Raw genomic sequence first — 14,533 nt, 5'->3', positions numbered from 1 at the left:
TCGGCTAGTCGGCTTGTACCGTCGGTGGGCATGGACCCAGTGCGCAATCCATATGCCCCCGGTGCCGGTCAACGGCCGCCGGAGTTGGCAGGCCGCGACAAGCAGATCGATGCCTTCGACGTCGTCCTCGAGCGAATTGCTCGAGGACGGCCCGAGCGCAGTGTTGTCCTGACCGGGCTGCGCGGTGTCGGGAAGACTGTGCTGCTCAATCAGTTACGGTCGGCCGCCATCTCGAAGAGCTGGGGGACCGGCAAAATTGAGGCGCGCCCCGATCAAGATTTACGACGTCCCCTCTCGTCCGCTCTGCACATGGCAGTGCGGGAAATTGCGGTGTCACATCGTGATCCGGAGCGAGTAGAACAGTTTCTGGGTGTCCTCAAATCCTTTGCGCTACGCGCGACGGCGGACAAAGGAATGCGCGAGCGTTGGCAGCCCGGCATCGATGCTCCGGCGATCAAGGGCCGAGCCGACAGCGGTGACATCGAGATCGACCTGGTGGAACTGCTGATGGAAGCGTCGTCGCTGGCGCGCGATGTCGGCGTCGGGATCGCGATCTTCATCGACGAGATGCAGGACCTCAGTGCCGCGGACGTATCGGCGATTTGCGGCGCGTGCCATGAGCTCAGCCAAGACGGTGCACCGCTCATCGTTGTGGGAGCCGGACTTCCGCATCTGCCAGCAGTGTTGTCGGCGTCGAAAAGCTACTCGGAGCGGCTGTTCAGTTATCACCGGATCGATCGACTCGAACGGGAAGCTGCAGACCAGGCATTGATTGCGCCCGCCGAGCGTGAGGACGTCAAGTTCACCGACGAAGCGCTCGACGCGCTGTACGACGCGGCAGACGGTTATCCGTATTTTGTTCAGGCCTACGGAAAAGCGACGTGGGATGTGGCCGCGTCGAGTCCGATCACCAAAGATGATGTGCGAGTGGGCGCTCCGACGGCCGAGGAAGAACTGGCAGTCGGCTTCTTCGGATCACGTTACGAGAGAGCAACTCCCGCGGAACGTGAATACATGCGCGCGATGGCTGATCTTTCCGGTGACGACGGTCCGGTCGCGACGTCGGCGATTGCCGTCGAACTCGGCCGTAAACCGGCGTCGCTCTCGCCGGCGCGTGACGGTTTGATCAAGAAGGGTCTGATCTACTCCGCCGAGCGGGGTTCCATCGGATTCACGGTTCCGCATTTCGGCCGCTACCTGCGTGGGCAGGCGGAATGAACGCGCTGCAGACTGCCTGGGATCGGGTTGCGGCCATCAGTCCCGCGCCACAGACGTGGGTAGTTCCGTTGATGGCGCTGTTGGCCGTCGTGATCGTTCTTGAACCACACCTGTGGCGGGTTGCGCGCAATGTCGTAACCATCGCACATGAGGGCGCCCATCTCATTGTTGCGGTGTTGGTCGGGCGCCGGCTGAAAGGTCTTCGGCTGCACTCGGATACGTCGGGAGTTGCGATTTCGTCGGGCAAACCGACGGGCTTGGGTGTCATCCTCATGACATTCGCGGGGTACGTGGGGCCGTCGATCCTCGGACTCGGTGCCGCAGCATTGTTGGGCGCGCAGCGCGCGGTGTCGGTGCTGTGGATCGGGCTGTTCGTGATCGCGGTGATGATGGTGCTGATCCGCAATCTGTACGGAGTGTTCTCGCTGGCGGTGGTCGGCGCTGCGCTGTTCGCTCTCGTCTGGTGGGGGACACCGGAATTGCAGGTGGCGGCCGCGTACTTCCTGACGCTCTTCCTGCTTTTCGCGGGGCCGCGTCCGGTGGTGGAACTACAGCGTCAGCGCATGCAGCGTGGCGGCGCTCCGGATTCCGACGCCGATCAACTGGCGAGGCTTTCGCCGATACCCGCGATTGTCTGGGTGATGCTGTTCTTACTGGTCAATGTCGGCGTTCTGGTGGTGGGCGGCTGGTGGATCCTGCGTCCGGTAGTCGGCTGATTCAGTCGATTGATCTATCTACAGGTATCTAGCTGATTGGCTAGATACCTGTAGATTTTGATTACGCTATGTCTTCCTCGCCACCGGCCGCCACCTTCTGGAGGCCGCGGTAGGCGTCGTTCGCGCTCTGCCGGCCGGCGATGACGGCCTCGACCTCCGCCGCGATGGGCATGTCCACGCCGAACTCCCGAGCCAGGGCCATAACCGTCGGCGCAGTCTTGACGCCCTCGGCCACCTGGCCGAGTTTGGCCACTGCTTCCTCGACGGTCAGCCCCTGCGCGAGGGCCTCGCCGACACGACGGTTGCGCGACGTCGGGGCCATGCACGTGGCAATCAGATCGCCGACGCCGGTCAAACCGGCAAAGGTTCGCGGATTAGCGCCCATTGCTTCACCCATGCGGGTCATCTCCGCAAGGCCACGGGCAAGGACCATGGCGCGCGTGTTGTCACCGACGCCCAGTCCGTCAGCCATGCCGGACGCGATCGCGACGATGTTCTTGAGAACGCCACCAAGCTCGCACCCGAGAACGTCGGTGTTCCGGTAGACGCGGAACACTGCGGACGCGAACAGCGGTTGAAGGGCAGCGGCGACGCGATCGTCCTGTGTTGCGACGACAGATGCGGCGGCCATGCCGTCCGCAATCTCCTTGGCGATGTTCGGTCCGGCGAGAAGCCCGACCGGGTGACCGGGCAGGCATTCGGCGATTACCTCGGTCGGACGCAAACGCGTCCCGGGCTCGAGGCCCTTGGAGAGCGACAGGATCGGCACCCACGCGCGCACCTCTTCGGAGATCTCGGCGAGTGTGGAGCGCACGGCATGGGAAGGCACCCCACACACCAGGACATCGGCTTCGCGAGCGGCCTCGACCAGATCGGACGTTGCTCTCAGCCCCTTGGCGAGTCTTCGGTCGCCGAGATATTTGGAATTGGTTCGATTGGTGTTGATCTCGTCGGCAGCTTCTTCGTTTCGCGCCCACAGCAACGTGGGCGTGTTGCGGGCAGCAAGGCCGGCGACGGTGGTTCCCCAGGATCCGGCGCCGAGAACGACGACGCGTACCGCGCGGGCCATCAGAGTGCGCTGTTCGAGGTAGCGAGTGATGTCATGAGGCCAAGCGTTCCACTTGCGGAGCGGTTGCGGGGCAAATCCGCAGAGTCTGTGTCTGGAACTAAGGTGACGGGCTCTCGCGCAGATTCTCGACGGCGCCCGCGGATTCCGCGACGATCGAGCGCATTGCAGATTCGGCAGCGTCGGCGTCGCCTGATTGGATGGCCGAAGCCACCACTCCGTGCAGGTGAATCGCTTCGGCGTCGGCTTCGTGGGGCATCAGGGCATGCCGAGTTCGACCTTCGAGAATTTCGACGACGATCTGCGACATTGCGCGCAACATCGGGTTTCCCGACGCGGCGAGCAGGGTGCGGTGGAAGTCGGCATCGTGACTCAGGTACGCGTCCGTGTCGGCAGCTCGGGAGGTAGCTGACATGCCGATGACGGCTGCGGTGAGCGCACCACATTGCTGGGGGGTGGCCCTTGTCGCGGCCAAGCGAGCAGCCAGCGGTTCGATTCCGGAGCGCAGTTCGCTGAGGATCGACAGTTGTTCGAATCGGTCGGGCCCGGCCAATTGCCAGCGGATCACAGTGGGATCGAGCGCGTTCCAGTGCTCCGATCCGAGGATGGTGATCCCGACGCGTCGACGCACCGCGGCCAGGCCGAGTGATTCGAGGACTCGCACGACTTCCCGGATGACGGTGCGGGACACGTCGTAGCGAGTTGCGACCTCGTCGGCGGAGATGGTGGTGCCCGGTTTCAGGACGCCGCCCACGATGTCCTGGCCCAGTTGTTCCAGCATCGAGTCGTGCAGTTGCTGAAAGGGGACGGCGGTCATAGATAGATGGTCCCATGCGTATGGATAAGCCCGCTGCAAGCTCCATAAATACTACAAATTAGTGTCTGGTCTTGAAATTGTAGGTTAATTAAGGAACAGTGACCTCAATCATTCACCGGACTGGAGTCCCTATGAACACCACAGCACTGCTGGCAGCGGAGATCGTCCCCGCTGGTAGCGATGCCCGATTGATCATCGCCGCCGTCGCGGGCGTCGCCGTGATCATCGCGCTCATCACCTGGCTGGATCTGCATCCCTTCCTGGCTCTGTCGATCGGGGCCGTCGGCGTCGGTCTGGCGGCTGGTCTCGGGTCTGCGGAGTCCGTCGCCGCATTCGCCACCGGATTCGGTTCGACGATGGGCGGCGTCGGCATCCTGATCGGCTTCGGCGCGATGTTCGGCAAATTACTGGCCGACTCGGGCGGTGCCGATCGAGTTGTCGACACGTTGGTCAGTCGCTCCAGTGCAGCGGCGTTGCCGTGGACGATGGCGTTGGTCGGTGCTGTCATCGGACTGCCGATGTTCTTCGAAATCGGACTTGTACTCCTGATGCCGGTCATCATCCTGGTGGCTCGACGCTCCGGTCAGTCGTTGATCCGAATCGCAATCCCCACACTTGCCGGACTCTCTGCGATGCACGGCCTGGTTCCGCCGCATCCGGGCCCGCTCGTCGCGGTCTCCGCATTGGACGCGAACCTCGGGCTCACTCTGGCGCTCGGTGTGCTGGTCGCCATCCCCACCGTTGTTCTCGCCGGTCCGCTATTCAGCAAGATCGCCGCACGATGGGTTGATGTCAAAGTTCCGGATCTTTTTGTCACCGGCGAAGATTTAGGCGAAGAAGAGAAGAAGCAGAGGCCGTCCTTCGCGGCCACACTCTCCGCAATCCTGCTTCCCGTGGTGCTCATGCTCGGCAAAGCGTTTGCGGACGTCATCGCTCCTGATTCAGATGCACTCCCCAAATCGGTGCTCGACTTCCTCGGAACACCCGTTGTCGCTTTGGGTCTCGCAGTTCTGGCCGGCATGGTGCTCCTCGGCCGCGGCGGGGGAATGGACCGCAAGGCCATCTCCAAATCTCTCGAAAGTTCGCTGCCTCCGATCGCCGGCATTCTCTTGATCGTCGGCGCCGGCGGAGGCTTCAAGCAGGTTCTCATCGACACGGGCATCGCCGACGTGATTGCCGACGCGATCAAGGGCAGTAGCCTGCCGGTACTCTTCCTGGCCTGGTTGGTTGCTGTATTGATCCGCGTTGCAACAGGTTCGGCAACAGTTGCCACCGTGACCGCGTCGGGCATTCTTGCGCCGGTAGCCGCAGATCTGTCGTCCACCCATGTTTCGCTGATGGTGCTGGCGATCGGAGCGGGCTCCCTCTTCCTCTCGCACGTCAACGACGCCGGGTTCTGGTTGGTCAAGGAATACCTCGGTGTCAGCGTTGTACAGAACCTCAAGACGTGGACCGTGATGGAGTGCATCATCTCGGTGTCCGGCTTGGCCGGTGTCCTTGTACTGAGCGCAATCATCTAGGGCTGGAACATGACTACTGAAATAGCGCAGAAGAATCCGGTACTCGTCGTGATGGGTGTCTCGGGGTCGGGTAAATCAACCGTCGGTGGAATGATTGCCGGCGCCATGGGATGGGATCTTCAAGAGGGCGACGATCTGCACCCGCAGGCCAACATCGAGAAGATGGCTGCCGGGCATCCCCTCTGCGACGAGGACCGTTGGCCGTGGCTGGACAAGATCGCTCGGTGGATCACCGAACGGGCCGATGCGGGGGAGCCTGGCATCGTGACCTGCTCGGCGCTCAAGCGAAGCTATCGGGATGTCCTTCGCGGTGACAACGTGGTGTTCGTGCATCTCGCAGGCTCGCGTGATCAGATCGGCCAGCGGTTGACGGCGCGTCTCGACCACTACATGCCGCCGTCGCTTCTGGACTCGCAGATATCTACTCTCGAGCCCCTCGACCCGGATGAACAAGCAATTATCGTCGACGTGGGCGGCAGTCCTGCCGTAATCGTGGAAGAGATTCTGCGGAGGTTGGAGACGCTCGGATACTGAGACTTTCGGAGCGCATCTGTCCTCAAGGATGCTCGTCGGTTATCGTTCACTGAAAAGTATGTGTAACTCAAATACACAAAACGCTTTGACCTGGGAGGACGCTATGCGGACGCGAGATTCGACGGTATGGCACTGGAACGTGAGCCCGCGAGCGCGGTTCATTTTTGCGGTGACCAGGACGTTCGTGAAGCCGATGTTCACGCTCTGGCCGACCAGTGACCGCGGAATTCGGCAGCTGGAACGCCTCGACGCACTGGCCGACCGCCTGCCGAAGCCCAAGAATCTCGATATCGAACCGTTGCGGCTCGGCGGAGTTCCCAGCGAGAAGGTGACACACCCACGCAAGGCAACCGGCGAGCTGGCCGGTGCCACCATCCTGTACTTCCACGGCGGCGGGTTCATCTTCTGCGGCCTTGCCACACACCGCGCTCTGTGCGGATTGCTGTCCGCCAAGGCCGGTGTCCCGGTGATCTCCGTCCGCTACCGCCAGCTACCCGAAGGCTCGATCGGGACTTCGGTGGTGGATGCGATGGCGGCCTACACGGCGCTCCTCGAGACTGCCGAAGACCCGAACAAGATTGTGGTTGCGGGTGATTCGGCCGGTGGATACCTGGCGATGAAGGTCGCCGAAATTGCCGCACTGCGTGGAATGACCCGGCCGGCAGCAGTTATCGGATACTCGCCGATGCTCAACGTCAACCTCGAAGAGCACGACTCCGACTTCATGAAACGTGATGCGTACCTGCCGATGTCGCAGGTCGAGAAACTCAAGGATCGGTGGCTGGGCGGCCCGGACGAGATTTTCGGTGCGCAGTCCCCGATCAATGCCGACCCGAGCCTGATCCCGCCGACATTCCTGGTCGCGGCAGAGTACGAACTGATGCGTCCCGACGTGGAAATCATGACCGAAAACCTCATCAAGGTAGGCCAATCCGTCGAGACTCACATCTGGAGCGGGCAGATCCATGCCTTCCCCGTGATCGGCAAATCCCTGCGCGAAGGCCGCACGATCGTTGACCTGAGTATTGCATTCCTGGAACGGACCTTGGCCTCGAAGCGGCAGTTGAGCGCCTGATTCACGACTGCGGATAGTCGACGTCCCGGCCCGTACTCAGGTCGGAACATTCCACGAGTTCCGCTCGGTGCTTGCGCAGATAAGCGCCGGCGCCGGCGTCACCGGTCAAGGAGTTGATCAGGGCGTCCCAATGGGCGCGCCCGATGACGACGGGATGCCCCGGGCTTCCGTGAAACACTGCGCGACGGAGGGTATTCGACTGAACGGGCGTCGGGCCGACCATGCGAGTTACTGTCTCGGCGTTGAGATCCGGCAGATCAACGAGGGTGATGACAGCGGCATCGACAGTCAGCTTTTGTGCGGCGTGGAGGCCGGCGTGAAGTGACGCGCTCATGCCCTTCTTCCAGTCCGATTCCACTACAAGAATATTCGTGGAATCGGGGGGCAGAAGGGTTGCGGCGGCTGAGGCTTGGGCTCCGAGTACAACGATCACCGGAGTGCAGCCGGCGTCGCGCAATACGGACACTCCACGGCGGAGCCATGATTGACCGTCGGCATCGAACTTCAATGCTTTCGGTGTACCCATGCGGGATCCTGCGCCGGCGGCGAGCAGGACCCCGCATGTTGTCATCGAACTATGCGCCGGTGACGCGGGGGCGTAGCCACTCGACAAGATCGTCCAGAACTTCTTTCTGCTCAGGCTCGTTGTAGATCTCGTGGTACAGGCCGTCGTACACCTTCAATGTGACGTCCGTGGATCCGGCGAGGTCGGCAACCAGCTTGCTGCCTGCCGGGTCTGTGAGGCGGTCGGCGGATCCGTGTTGCAGCAGAACCGGAATGGTCAGTGAAGGCAAGCGGGACGGGAATCCTTCTGCCGCCGTGATCATTCCGCGCGCAATTCCGGCCGGTACCTTGCCGTGGTGGATCAGTGGATCGGCGTTGTACTTGTCGACAACATTCTGATCGCGCGACACCGCCGCTGCTTCCAGGCTTTCGACCGGAACATCCGGGAGATATTTGCCGAGGAACTTACCCAACTGCATGACGATTTTGGGTGTACCGGTCGCGATGATCACGGCCGGCCCGGACAGTGCCAGCGCTTTCAGGTCGCTCTGGTGATCGAGTGCGTAACTCAGCGCGATCGCGCCGCCCATACTGTGGCCGAGCAGGAACTTGTCCTTGCCCGGATGTGCTGCCGTCGCGATTCCGAACAGAGTGTGGACGTCGTCGGTGAAATCGGAAAATTCCTTCAAATGGACGCGCTTTCCGCCGGACCGTCCATGTCCGCGGTGGTCCGGGGCATACACGATCAGGCCGAGTTCGCCCAGCCGGGCAGCCACATGGTCGTAGCGGCGAGCATGTTCGCCGAGACCATGGCACAGGACGAGGACGCCGGTGGGCTCACGATCCGGAGTCCATACGTCGTAGACGATCTTGGTGCCGGATACTCCGGTGAACGACGACTCTTCACGCTGCATGGTTGCGCCCTCTCTCCCGACCGGTTCCGGTACGCGGATTCTCCAACATGCTATTCCCCGGGGCCCACGGATTGGGCGATACGGAAGCCCAAGTCGTCGATTGCGAAGGTCGGGTGGCTACGACGACGGACGCTTGCCCCACAACCGCGTGCTTCTTCGGCCCAACTGCCCCCTCGGAAGATGCGGTAGGTGCCGTAGACCTCGGGATCGTAGAGATCCCAGCACCATTCCCAGACGTTGCCGATCATGTCGTACAAGCCCCAAGTGTTGGGTTCCTTCAGGCCGGCCGGGTGGGCATGACCATCGGAGTTGTCGCTGTACCACGCGATATCGGTGACCTCGCCGTAGCGATATCCCGTGGTGCCGGCTTTGCACGCGTACTGCCATTCCGCTTCTGTGGCGAGACGGTATCCGTTGGCCTGCTGATCCCACTGCGGTGAGTCGCTGTCGATGTCCAGGTAGGCGGGAGTGAGGCCGTCGTCCGCCGAGAGTTTGTTGCAGGCCGTTACCGCGTCGATCCACGACACATTGACTGCCGAAGTGTTCGCGGCAGAAGTTGAATCACCGTGCAGCACTTCGGTAGTCATGGGATAGCGCGCCAAGCGAAACGGTTGGACGACTGCGGTCCACGTGGTGCCCTTGCGGTCGTCGCGCAGATCGACCGTGCCGCCGCGGATGTCGATCATCAACTCGGAGGCTCGGCTCACGGCGCACCGTTCCGGTATTCGTTGTCGACAGACATGCGTTCATTGCAGCCAATTCCGACTGTGGCGTCAACCGTTTCGATCAGCGCGTAAGTTGCTTAACAGAGATTCACAAAATCATTCGGAGGAGTGTCCATGACGGCAGCCGAAGCAGAGAAGAAGCGTCGGCCCAAGGATCGGCGGCAACAGATTCTGTTGAACGCGCGATCCCAGTTCGCTCAACTGGGGTATCACAACGTCACGATGGCCTCGATTGCCGAGGCGGTCGATATCAGTCCGGGTGCGCTGTATCGACATTTCTCGAACAAGTCGGTCTTACTCGAAGCTGCCGTGGCCAGCAGTTTCGACGATGTAGCTCCGGTTAGAACATCGAGTGAGTCGATTGCGGAGATGCTTGCTGTCAACTGCATGATCGCTGTTCGATTCCGCGAAACGGGTCTCCTCTGGTCGAGGGAAGCCAGGAACCTTCCCCCCGAAGCGCACAAGGCTTTGCGGGAGAGACTTCGGGAGTCCAACGACATCTATGCGGGTCTGATTCTGGCTGCCCGCCCAGATCTGTCGGCGGCTGATGCAGAAATACTGGCTTGGGCGATCCTGTCGATTCTGAGTAGTCCGGGTCATCATTCGGTGGAGTTGCCGACTACTGAATTTGCCAACGTGCTCGCGGCGTCGGGGCTGGAAGTTGTCCGTGCCGACATCCGTACGACGGGGCTAACCGTCGAGACCTTGCCGTCGAGTCTCGAGCCGGCGTCGCAGCGGGAGCGTCTGCTCTCCAGTGCCATCGCCTTGTTCGGCCTCAAGGGGTATCAGGCGACTGGAATGAACGACATCGGTGCCGCGGCTGGGGTGTCCGGTCCGAGCCTGTACAGCTACTTCGACAGCAAGTCCGACCTCCTGAACGCCGCAATCGAACGCGGCACCCATGCATTGTGGATTGCATTGCATACGGCATTGCGGCACAACACAACACACGATGATGCCCTCATGGACGTGGTGCGATCGTACGTGCTCATGACTGAAGAAAATGTCAATCTGACCTCGCTCTTGTTCGCCGAACCTGCCTTGCTGGCACCTGATGCTCAGAGAAGTCAACGTGAGTATGTCGCGGAATGGGTGGCCCTTCTGCGGGGAGCGCGGCCACAATTGGCCGAAGGGACTGCGCGGGTACTGGTTCACGCAGCGTTGGGTGTTATCCACGATCTCATGCGCACTCCACATTTGGCTGCGACGGAACGCTTTTCGTCGAAAGTGATCATCGTGGCGAGCGCTGTCCTGCGCTCGGGGGACTAGCTCGGTCCGTCCGAATTCAGTTTCCTCAAACCCCTTCCCGGTTAAGTAAATCTCGGTTAAGGTCGAAATTATCATTCGGCGATCGAGAGGTGTGGCGATGGGGAACGACGTCTTCGTAGCGGGTGTAGGGATGATTCCGTTCACAAAGCCGGGCAAGAGCGGCATCTATTCAGACATGGGTGAGCAGGCGGCGCGGATTGCGCTTGCCGACGCGGGCTTGGACTACTCGCTCGTCCAGCAGGCGTACGTCGGATATGTATACGGCGATTCAACGTCAGGCCAAGCCGCTCTGTACGGAATCGGACAATCCGGAATTCCGATCATCAACGTGAACAACAACTGTGCCACAGGATCCTCGGCGCTCTTCCTCGCGCGGCAGGCAGTGGCCAGCGGTACCGTCGACTGTGCCCTTGCGCTCGGATTCGAGCAGATGGTGCCGGGAGCACTCGGTTCGATCTACTCGGACCGGCCAGATCCGTTGACCAGGTTCGCAGCAGTGCGGGACCAATTGCAGAGCGGCGACCAATCGGCACCGATGGCAGCGCAGTTCTTCGGTGGGGCCGGGCAAGCCTACGTCGATGAATACGGAATCGATCCCGCGATCTTCGCCGAGATTTCGGTGAAAGCGCGAAAGCATGCGGCCAACAACCCGAATGCGGTGTTCCGCGATCTTGTTACCGCAGAACAGGTACTTGCCTCTCCCCGGATATTCGGACCGCTGACTCGATTGCAGTGCTGCCCACCCACGTGTGGTGCTGCCGCTGCTGTTGTCTGCAGTGCTGAATTCGCGCAGAAGCACGGGCTTTCCGCAGACGTGGTCATTGCAGCCCAGAGTTTGACAACAGATACCCCAAGCACTTTCGAGTCGATGGATCTACGGAAGGTTATCGGCTACGACATGGCAGCCGCTGCGGCGCACACTGTGTACGAAGCCGCAGGCATTGGTCCCGAGGACATCCCGGTAGTCGAGCTCCATGACTGCTTCACCACCAACGAGTTCCTGACCTACGAAGCGTTGGGGCTCACTCCGGCGGGTACCGCCGAGAAGTTCATTCGGGACGGTGACAACACGTACGGAGGCCGGGTCGTCACGAACCCCTCGGGCGGGCTGCTCTCGAAGGGGCATCCATTGGGGGCAACTGGCCTTGCGCAGTGTGCAGAACTCGTCTGGCAATTGCGTGGGCAAGCCGGCGATCGCCAAGTGGACGGCGCACGCGTTGCGCTGCAACACAATCTAGGTCTGGGCGGCGCTTGCGTCGTCACTCTCTATCAGAAGGTGGGCAACTGATGGCAATAGATCGATCCGTCATCGGAACAGAACTCGCCGGTGGCACGCTGCTGATCGGCCGAAGCCGACTGAGGGCTTTTGCCAATGCAACCGGCCAGAGTGATCCGATCTACACCGATCTCGATGCGGCACGCGCGGTGGGCCACCGCGACCTGCCGGTGCCGCCGACCTTCTTCTTCGGGGTTGATCTCGAAGCCCCCGACCCGTTTGCGTTCCTCGGCGATCTAGGGGTAGATCTCCGCACTGTCCTCCATGGTGAGCAAGAGTTTGTGTACCACGAAATGGCTTATGCAGGAGATGAACTCACGACCGCAAGTCGAATCGTCGACGTATACGACAAGAAGGGCGGCGCACTCGAATTCATCATCCGACGTACCACCGTCACGAATCAGGAGGGCGTTGTCGTAGCGGAGATCGGATCTTCGACTGTTGTGCAGAACAAGCTCGTCGGAAAGGCTGTGTCATGACTGCGCTCTCGGTGGGAAACGTTTCGGAACTGAGTATTCCGCCGATCTCGCGGACTACCCTTGCGCTGTTCGCCGGCGCATCCGGTGATGTCAATCCCATCCATATCGACGTCGACGTCGCCAAATCCGCGGGGCTCGATGACGTCTTTGCGCACGGCATGCTCTCGATGGCATACCTGGGGCGCCTTCTCACTAACATCGCTCCGCAGCAACAACTTCGATCATTCAAGGTGCGGTTCGCTTCCATCACGCCGATTCACGGTAGTCCGGCGTGCACTGCAACAGTTACATCGATTGACGACGTGGACGGTGAACGTCGTGCCACCCTCACACTTCAGATGGCATTACCGGACGGGACAGTCACCCTACTCGGTGACGCCGTCATCGCGCTCGATTGACCACACCCACCAGTAGAGGAAATTTGTCATGGGCAAGCTTGAAGGTAAGACTGCAATCGTCAGCGGATCCGGCCGTGGAATCGGTCGTTCCATTGCACTGAAGCTAGCGTCCGAAGGTGCGAATGTTGTTGTGAACGACTTGGATGCCGATCCGGCGGCCGCAGTGGTCGCGGAGATCACCAAGGCTGGTGGCAATGCTGTCATCTGCGCCGGCAATGTCACAGCTCCGGACTTCGCCGAGCGATTCGTAGGCGCCGCGACCAGTGAATTCGGCGGACTCGACATTGTCATCAACAATGCCGGATATACGTGGGACACCGTCATCCAGAAGATGGGAGACGATCAGTGGGACGCCATTCTCGACGTGCACCTCAAGGCGCCATTCCAGATTCTTCGCGCAGCGCAGTCGGTCATCAGTAAGGCAGCCAAGGTGGAGAAGGACGCCGGACTGCGAGTGAACCGGAAGGTTGTGAACATCTCGTCGATCGCCGGCCTCTACGGCAATGCGGGGCAAGCGAACTATTCGGCAGCAAAGTCCGGCCTCGTCGGACTCACCCGGACCCTTTCCAAGGAATGGGGTCGGTACAACGTCAACGTCAACGCCGTGGCATTCGGCTTCATCGAGACACGTCTGACCGAGGTATCCGCTGATGGGAACTCGACCATCGACATCGAAGGTCGTGAGATCAAGGTCGGTGTCAACCCCCATCTGCTCGAGGCGATGAAGGCGATGATTCCGTTGGGCCGCCCCGGAACTCCGGACGAGGCAGCAGGTTCCGTCGCGATGTTCACCTACCCGGAATCGGATTACGTCAGTGGACAGATTTTGGTCACCGGCGGCGGATACGAAGGGTAGGTGCCCATGACCGCACCGCAGACCTACTTGTCGGGTTGGCGCGACCCGGACGTGATCGCACTGGGCGAACTCGCTGACAAGTTCTTTGCGACCAAGGTTGTGCCCAACCGTCAGCGATGGGAAAGTCAGCACTACGTCGATCGTGAAGTGTGGAAGGCTGCCGGAGATCTCGGTCTCCTGTGCTGCTCCATCCCTGAGGAGTATGGGGGCGGCGGCGGGACCTACGCCCACGATCTTGCGGTGTTCGAGGCTCAGGCCAGATCGCTCGACACAGGGTTCGGCAATTCAGTACACAGCGGAATTGTTGCCCATTACATTCTGGCGTACGGCACGGAGGATCAGCGTCGTTCCTGGCTTCCGAAACTGGCTGCGGGAACGTGTATTGCTGCTGTTGCCATGACCGAGCCCGGAGCCGGGTCCGATTTGAAGGCGATCACGACCACCGCGTTGCGCGAAGGCGATGAATATGTCATCAACGGCTCCAAAACCTTCATCTCCAACGGTTCTACTGCCGATCTGATTGTTGTTGTCGCCAAGACGGATCCGTCGGCAGGTGCGCGAGGGATCTCGCTGGTCGTCGTCGAGACGCCGGGTTGCGCAGGATTTCAGCGCGGCCGAATACTCGACAAGGTAGGCCAGCGCGGAGCCGACACTTCCGAGTTGTCGTTCACCGATGTGCGTGTGCCGGCAACCAACCTGTTGGGCGGTGAAGAGGGTCGCGGTTTCGGTCAGTTGATGACGCAGTTGGCGCAGGAGCGGCTCGTCATCGGTGTTACAGCGGTTGCAACGATGGAGACTGCGGTCAGGGAAACTGTCGCGTATGTGAAGTCGCGCAAAGCTTTCGGGCAGACGTTGTTCGATTTTCAGAACACCAAGTTCGTTCTGGCGGAATGTCAGACAATTGCTCACACGTCGCGCGTATTCCTCGATTCGTGCATCGAACGGCATCTGCGAGGTGAACTAGATCCGACCACCGCAGCGATGGCGAAGTGGTGGTTGACCGAGCAGCAGTGTGTGGTGATCGATCGTTGCGTTCAACTCTTCGGTGGATACGGATACATGCGCGAATATCCAATCGCCCGCATGTATGCCGACGCTCGGGTACAAAAGATCTACGGAGGGTCGAACGAGATCATGAAAGACCTTATCGCTCGTTCGCTCTGACA

Annotated in this window: 16 protein-coding genes; 11 read left to right on the top strand and 5 right to left on the bottom strand. The window is 60.9% G+C overall.

Features of this window, described 5'->3' with window-relative positions:
• Nucleotides 1-30: 30 nt before the first annotated feature.
• Nucleotides 31-1,218 carry an ATP-binding protein gene (locus BDB13_RS02710; RefSeq protein WP_094270295.1) on the top strand — a complete coding sequence of 396 codons (1,188 nt, stop codon included), beginning with the start codon at nt 31-33 and terminating at the stop codon, nt 1,216-1,218.
• Complete coding sequence (locus BDB13_RS02705; RefSeq protein WP_094270294.1) at nt 1,215-1,934, top strand: M50 family metallopeptidase; 720 nt, start codon at nt 1,215-1,217, stop codon at nt 1,932-1,934. The genes BDB13_RS02710 and BDB13_RS02705 overlap by 4 nt, the downstream gene beginning before the upstream one ends.
• 61 nt (nt 1,935-1,995) lie before the next feature.
• Here BDB13_RS02705 and BDB13_RS02700 read toward each other — a convergent pair whose 3' ends face one another.
• A complete protein-coding gene (locus BDB13_RS02700) occupies nt 1,996-3,003 on the bottom strand; it encodes an NAD(P)H-dependent glycerol-3-phosphate dehydrogenase (protein WP_094270293.1) in 1,008 nt (335 codons plus the stop codon).
• A 97-nt stretch (nt 3,004-3,100) separates the two neighbouring features.
• Nucleotides 3,101-3,817: a FadR/GntR family transcriptional regulator gene (locus BDB13_RS02695; RefSeq protein WP_094270292.1), complete on the bottom strand. Its 717-nt coding sequence runs from the start codon at nt 3,815-3,817 to the stop codon at nt 3,101-3,103.
• Between the two features lie 131 nt (nt 3,818-3,948).
• Here BDB13_RS02695 and BDB13_RS02690 point away from each other — a divergent pair, with 131 nt between their 5' ends.
• From BDB13_RS02690 to BDB13_RS02680, 3 genes are all read left to right on the top strand, one after another.
• On the top strand, nt 3,949-5,337 hold the full coding sequence (locus tag BDB13_RS02690) for a GntP family permease (RefSeq protein WP_094270291.1): 1,389 nt from the start codon (nt 3,949-3,951) through the stop codon (nt 5,335-5,337).
• Nucleotides 5,338-5,346: 9 nt separating this feature from the next.
• Nucleotides 5,347-5,871: a gluconokinase gene (locus tag BDB13_RS02685; RefSeq protein WP_094270290.1), complete on the top strand. Its 525-nt coding sequence runs from the start codon at nt 5,347-5,349 to the stop codon at nt 5,869-5,871.
• Between the two features lie 103 nt (nt 5,872-5,974).
• Nucleotides 5,975-6,946, top strand: coding sequence for an alpha/beta hydrolase (locus BDB13_RS02680; protein ID WP_094270289.1), 972 nt, complete (start codon nt 5,975-5,977; stop codon nt 6,944-6,946).
• Between the two features lies 1 nt (nt 6,947).
• Here the strand turns inward: BDB13_RS02680 and BDB13_RS02675 are convergent, their stop codons facing one another.
• The 3 genes from BDB13_RS02675 to BDB13_RS02665 are packed head-to-tail and all read right to left on the bottom strand — an operon-like array spanning nt 6,948 to nt 9,050.
• The gene (locus BDB13_RS02675) at nt 6,948-7,517 is read right to left on the bottom strand and encodes a nucleotidyltransferase family protein (protein ID WP_094270288.1); all 570 of its coding nucleotides are present in this window, start codon (nt 7,515-7,517) and stop codon (nt 6,948-6,950) included.
• Between the two features lie 4 nt (nt 7,518-7,521).
• On the bottom strand, nt 7,522-8,364 hold the full coding sequence (locus BDB13_RS02670; RefSeq protein ID WP_094270287.1) for an alpha/beta hydrolase: 843 nt from the start codon (nt 8,362-8,364) through the stop codon (nt 7,522-7,524).
• Nucleotides 8,365-8,414: 50 nt separating this feature from the next.
• Nucleotides 8,415-9,050 (bottom strand): SUMF1/EgtB/PvdO family nonheme iron enzyme, encoded by a 636-nt coding sequence (locus BDB13_RS02665; protein WP_094274622.1) that lies wholly within the window; start codon nt 9,048-9,050, stop codon nt 8,415-8,417.
• Nucleotides 9,051-9,203: 153 nt separating this feature from the next.
• Between BDB13_RS02665 and BDB13_RS02660 the strand changes: the two genes are divergently transcribed.
• From BDB13_RS02660 to BDB13_RS02635, 6 genes are all read left to right on the top strand, one after another.
• Nucleotides 9,204-10,358 (top strand): TetR/AcrR family transcriptional regulator, encoded by a 1,155-nt coding sequence (locus BDB13_RS02660; protein WP_094270286.1) that lies wholly within the window; start codon nt 9,204-9,206, stop codon nt 10,356-10,358.
• Nucleotides 10,359-10,455: 97 nt separating this feature from the next.
• Nucleotides 10,456-11,646, top strand: a complete 1,191-nt coding sequence (locus BDB13_RS02655; RefSeq protein ID WP_094270285.1) for a lipid-transfer protein — start codon at nt 10,456-10,458, stop codon at nt 11,644-11,646.
• The gene (locus tag BDB13_RS02650) at nt 11,646-12,113 is read left to right on the top strand and encodes a MaoC family dehydratase N-terminal domain-containing protein (protein WP_094270284.1); all 468 of its coding nucleotides are present in this window, start codon (nt 11,646-11,648) and stop codon (nt 12,111-12,113) included. The genes BDB13_RS02655 and BDB13_RS02650 overlap by 1 nt, the downstream gene beginning before the upstream one ends.
• The gene (locus BDB13_RS02645; protein ID WP_094270283.1) at nt 12,110-12,511 is read left to right on the top strand and encodes a MaoC/PaaZ C-terminal domain-containing protein; all 402 of its coding nucleotides are present in this window, start codon (nt 12,110-12,112) and stop codon (nt 12,509-12,511) included. The genes BDB13_RS02650 and BDB13_RS02645 overlap by 4 nt, the downstream gene beginning before the upstream one ends.
• Before the next feature lie 28 nt (nt 12,512-12,539).
• On the top strand, nt 12,540-13,367 hold the full coding sequence (locus BDB13_RS02640) for an SDR family NAD(P)-dependent oxidoreductase (protein ID WP_094270282.1): 828 nt from the start codon (nt 12,540-12,542) through the stop codon (nt 13,365-13,367).
• A 6-nt stretch (nt 13,368-13,373) separates the two neighbouring features.
• Nucleotides 13,374-14,531, top strand: a complete 1,158-nt coding sequence (locus BDB13_RS02635; RefSeq protein ID WP_094270281.1) for an acyl-CoA dehydrogenase family protein — start codon at nt 13,374-13,376, stop codon at nt 14,529-14,531.
• Nucleotides 14,532-14,533 lie beyond the last annotated feature (2 nt).

Origin of the sequence: Rhodococcus sp. OK302, from assembly GCF_002245895.1 — a bacterium.
GTDB lineage: Bacteria > Actinomycetota > Actinomycetes > Mycobacteriales > Mycobacteriaceae > Rhodococcus_F.
This window is presented reverse-complemented; position numbering and strand designations above follow the sequence as displayed.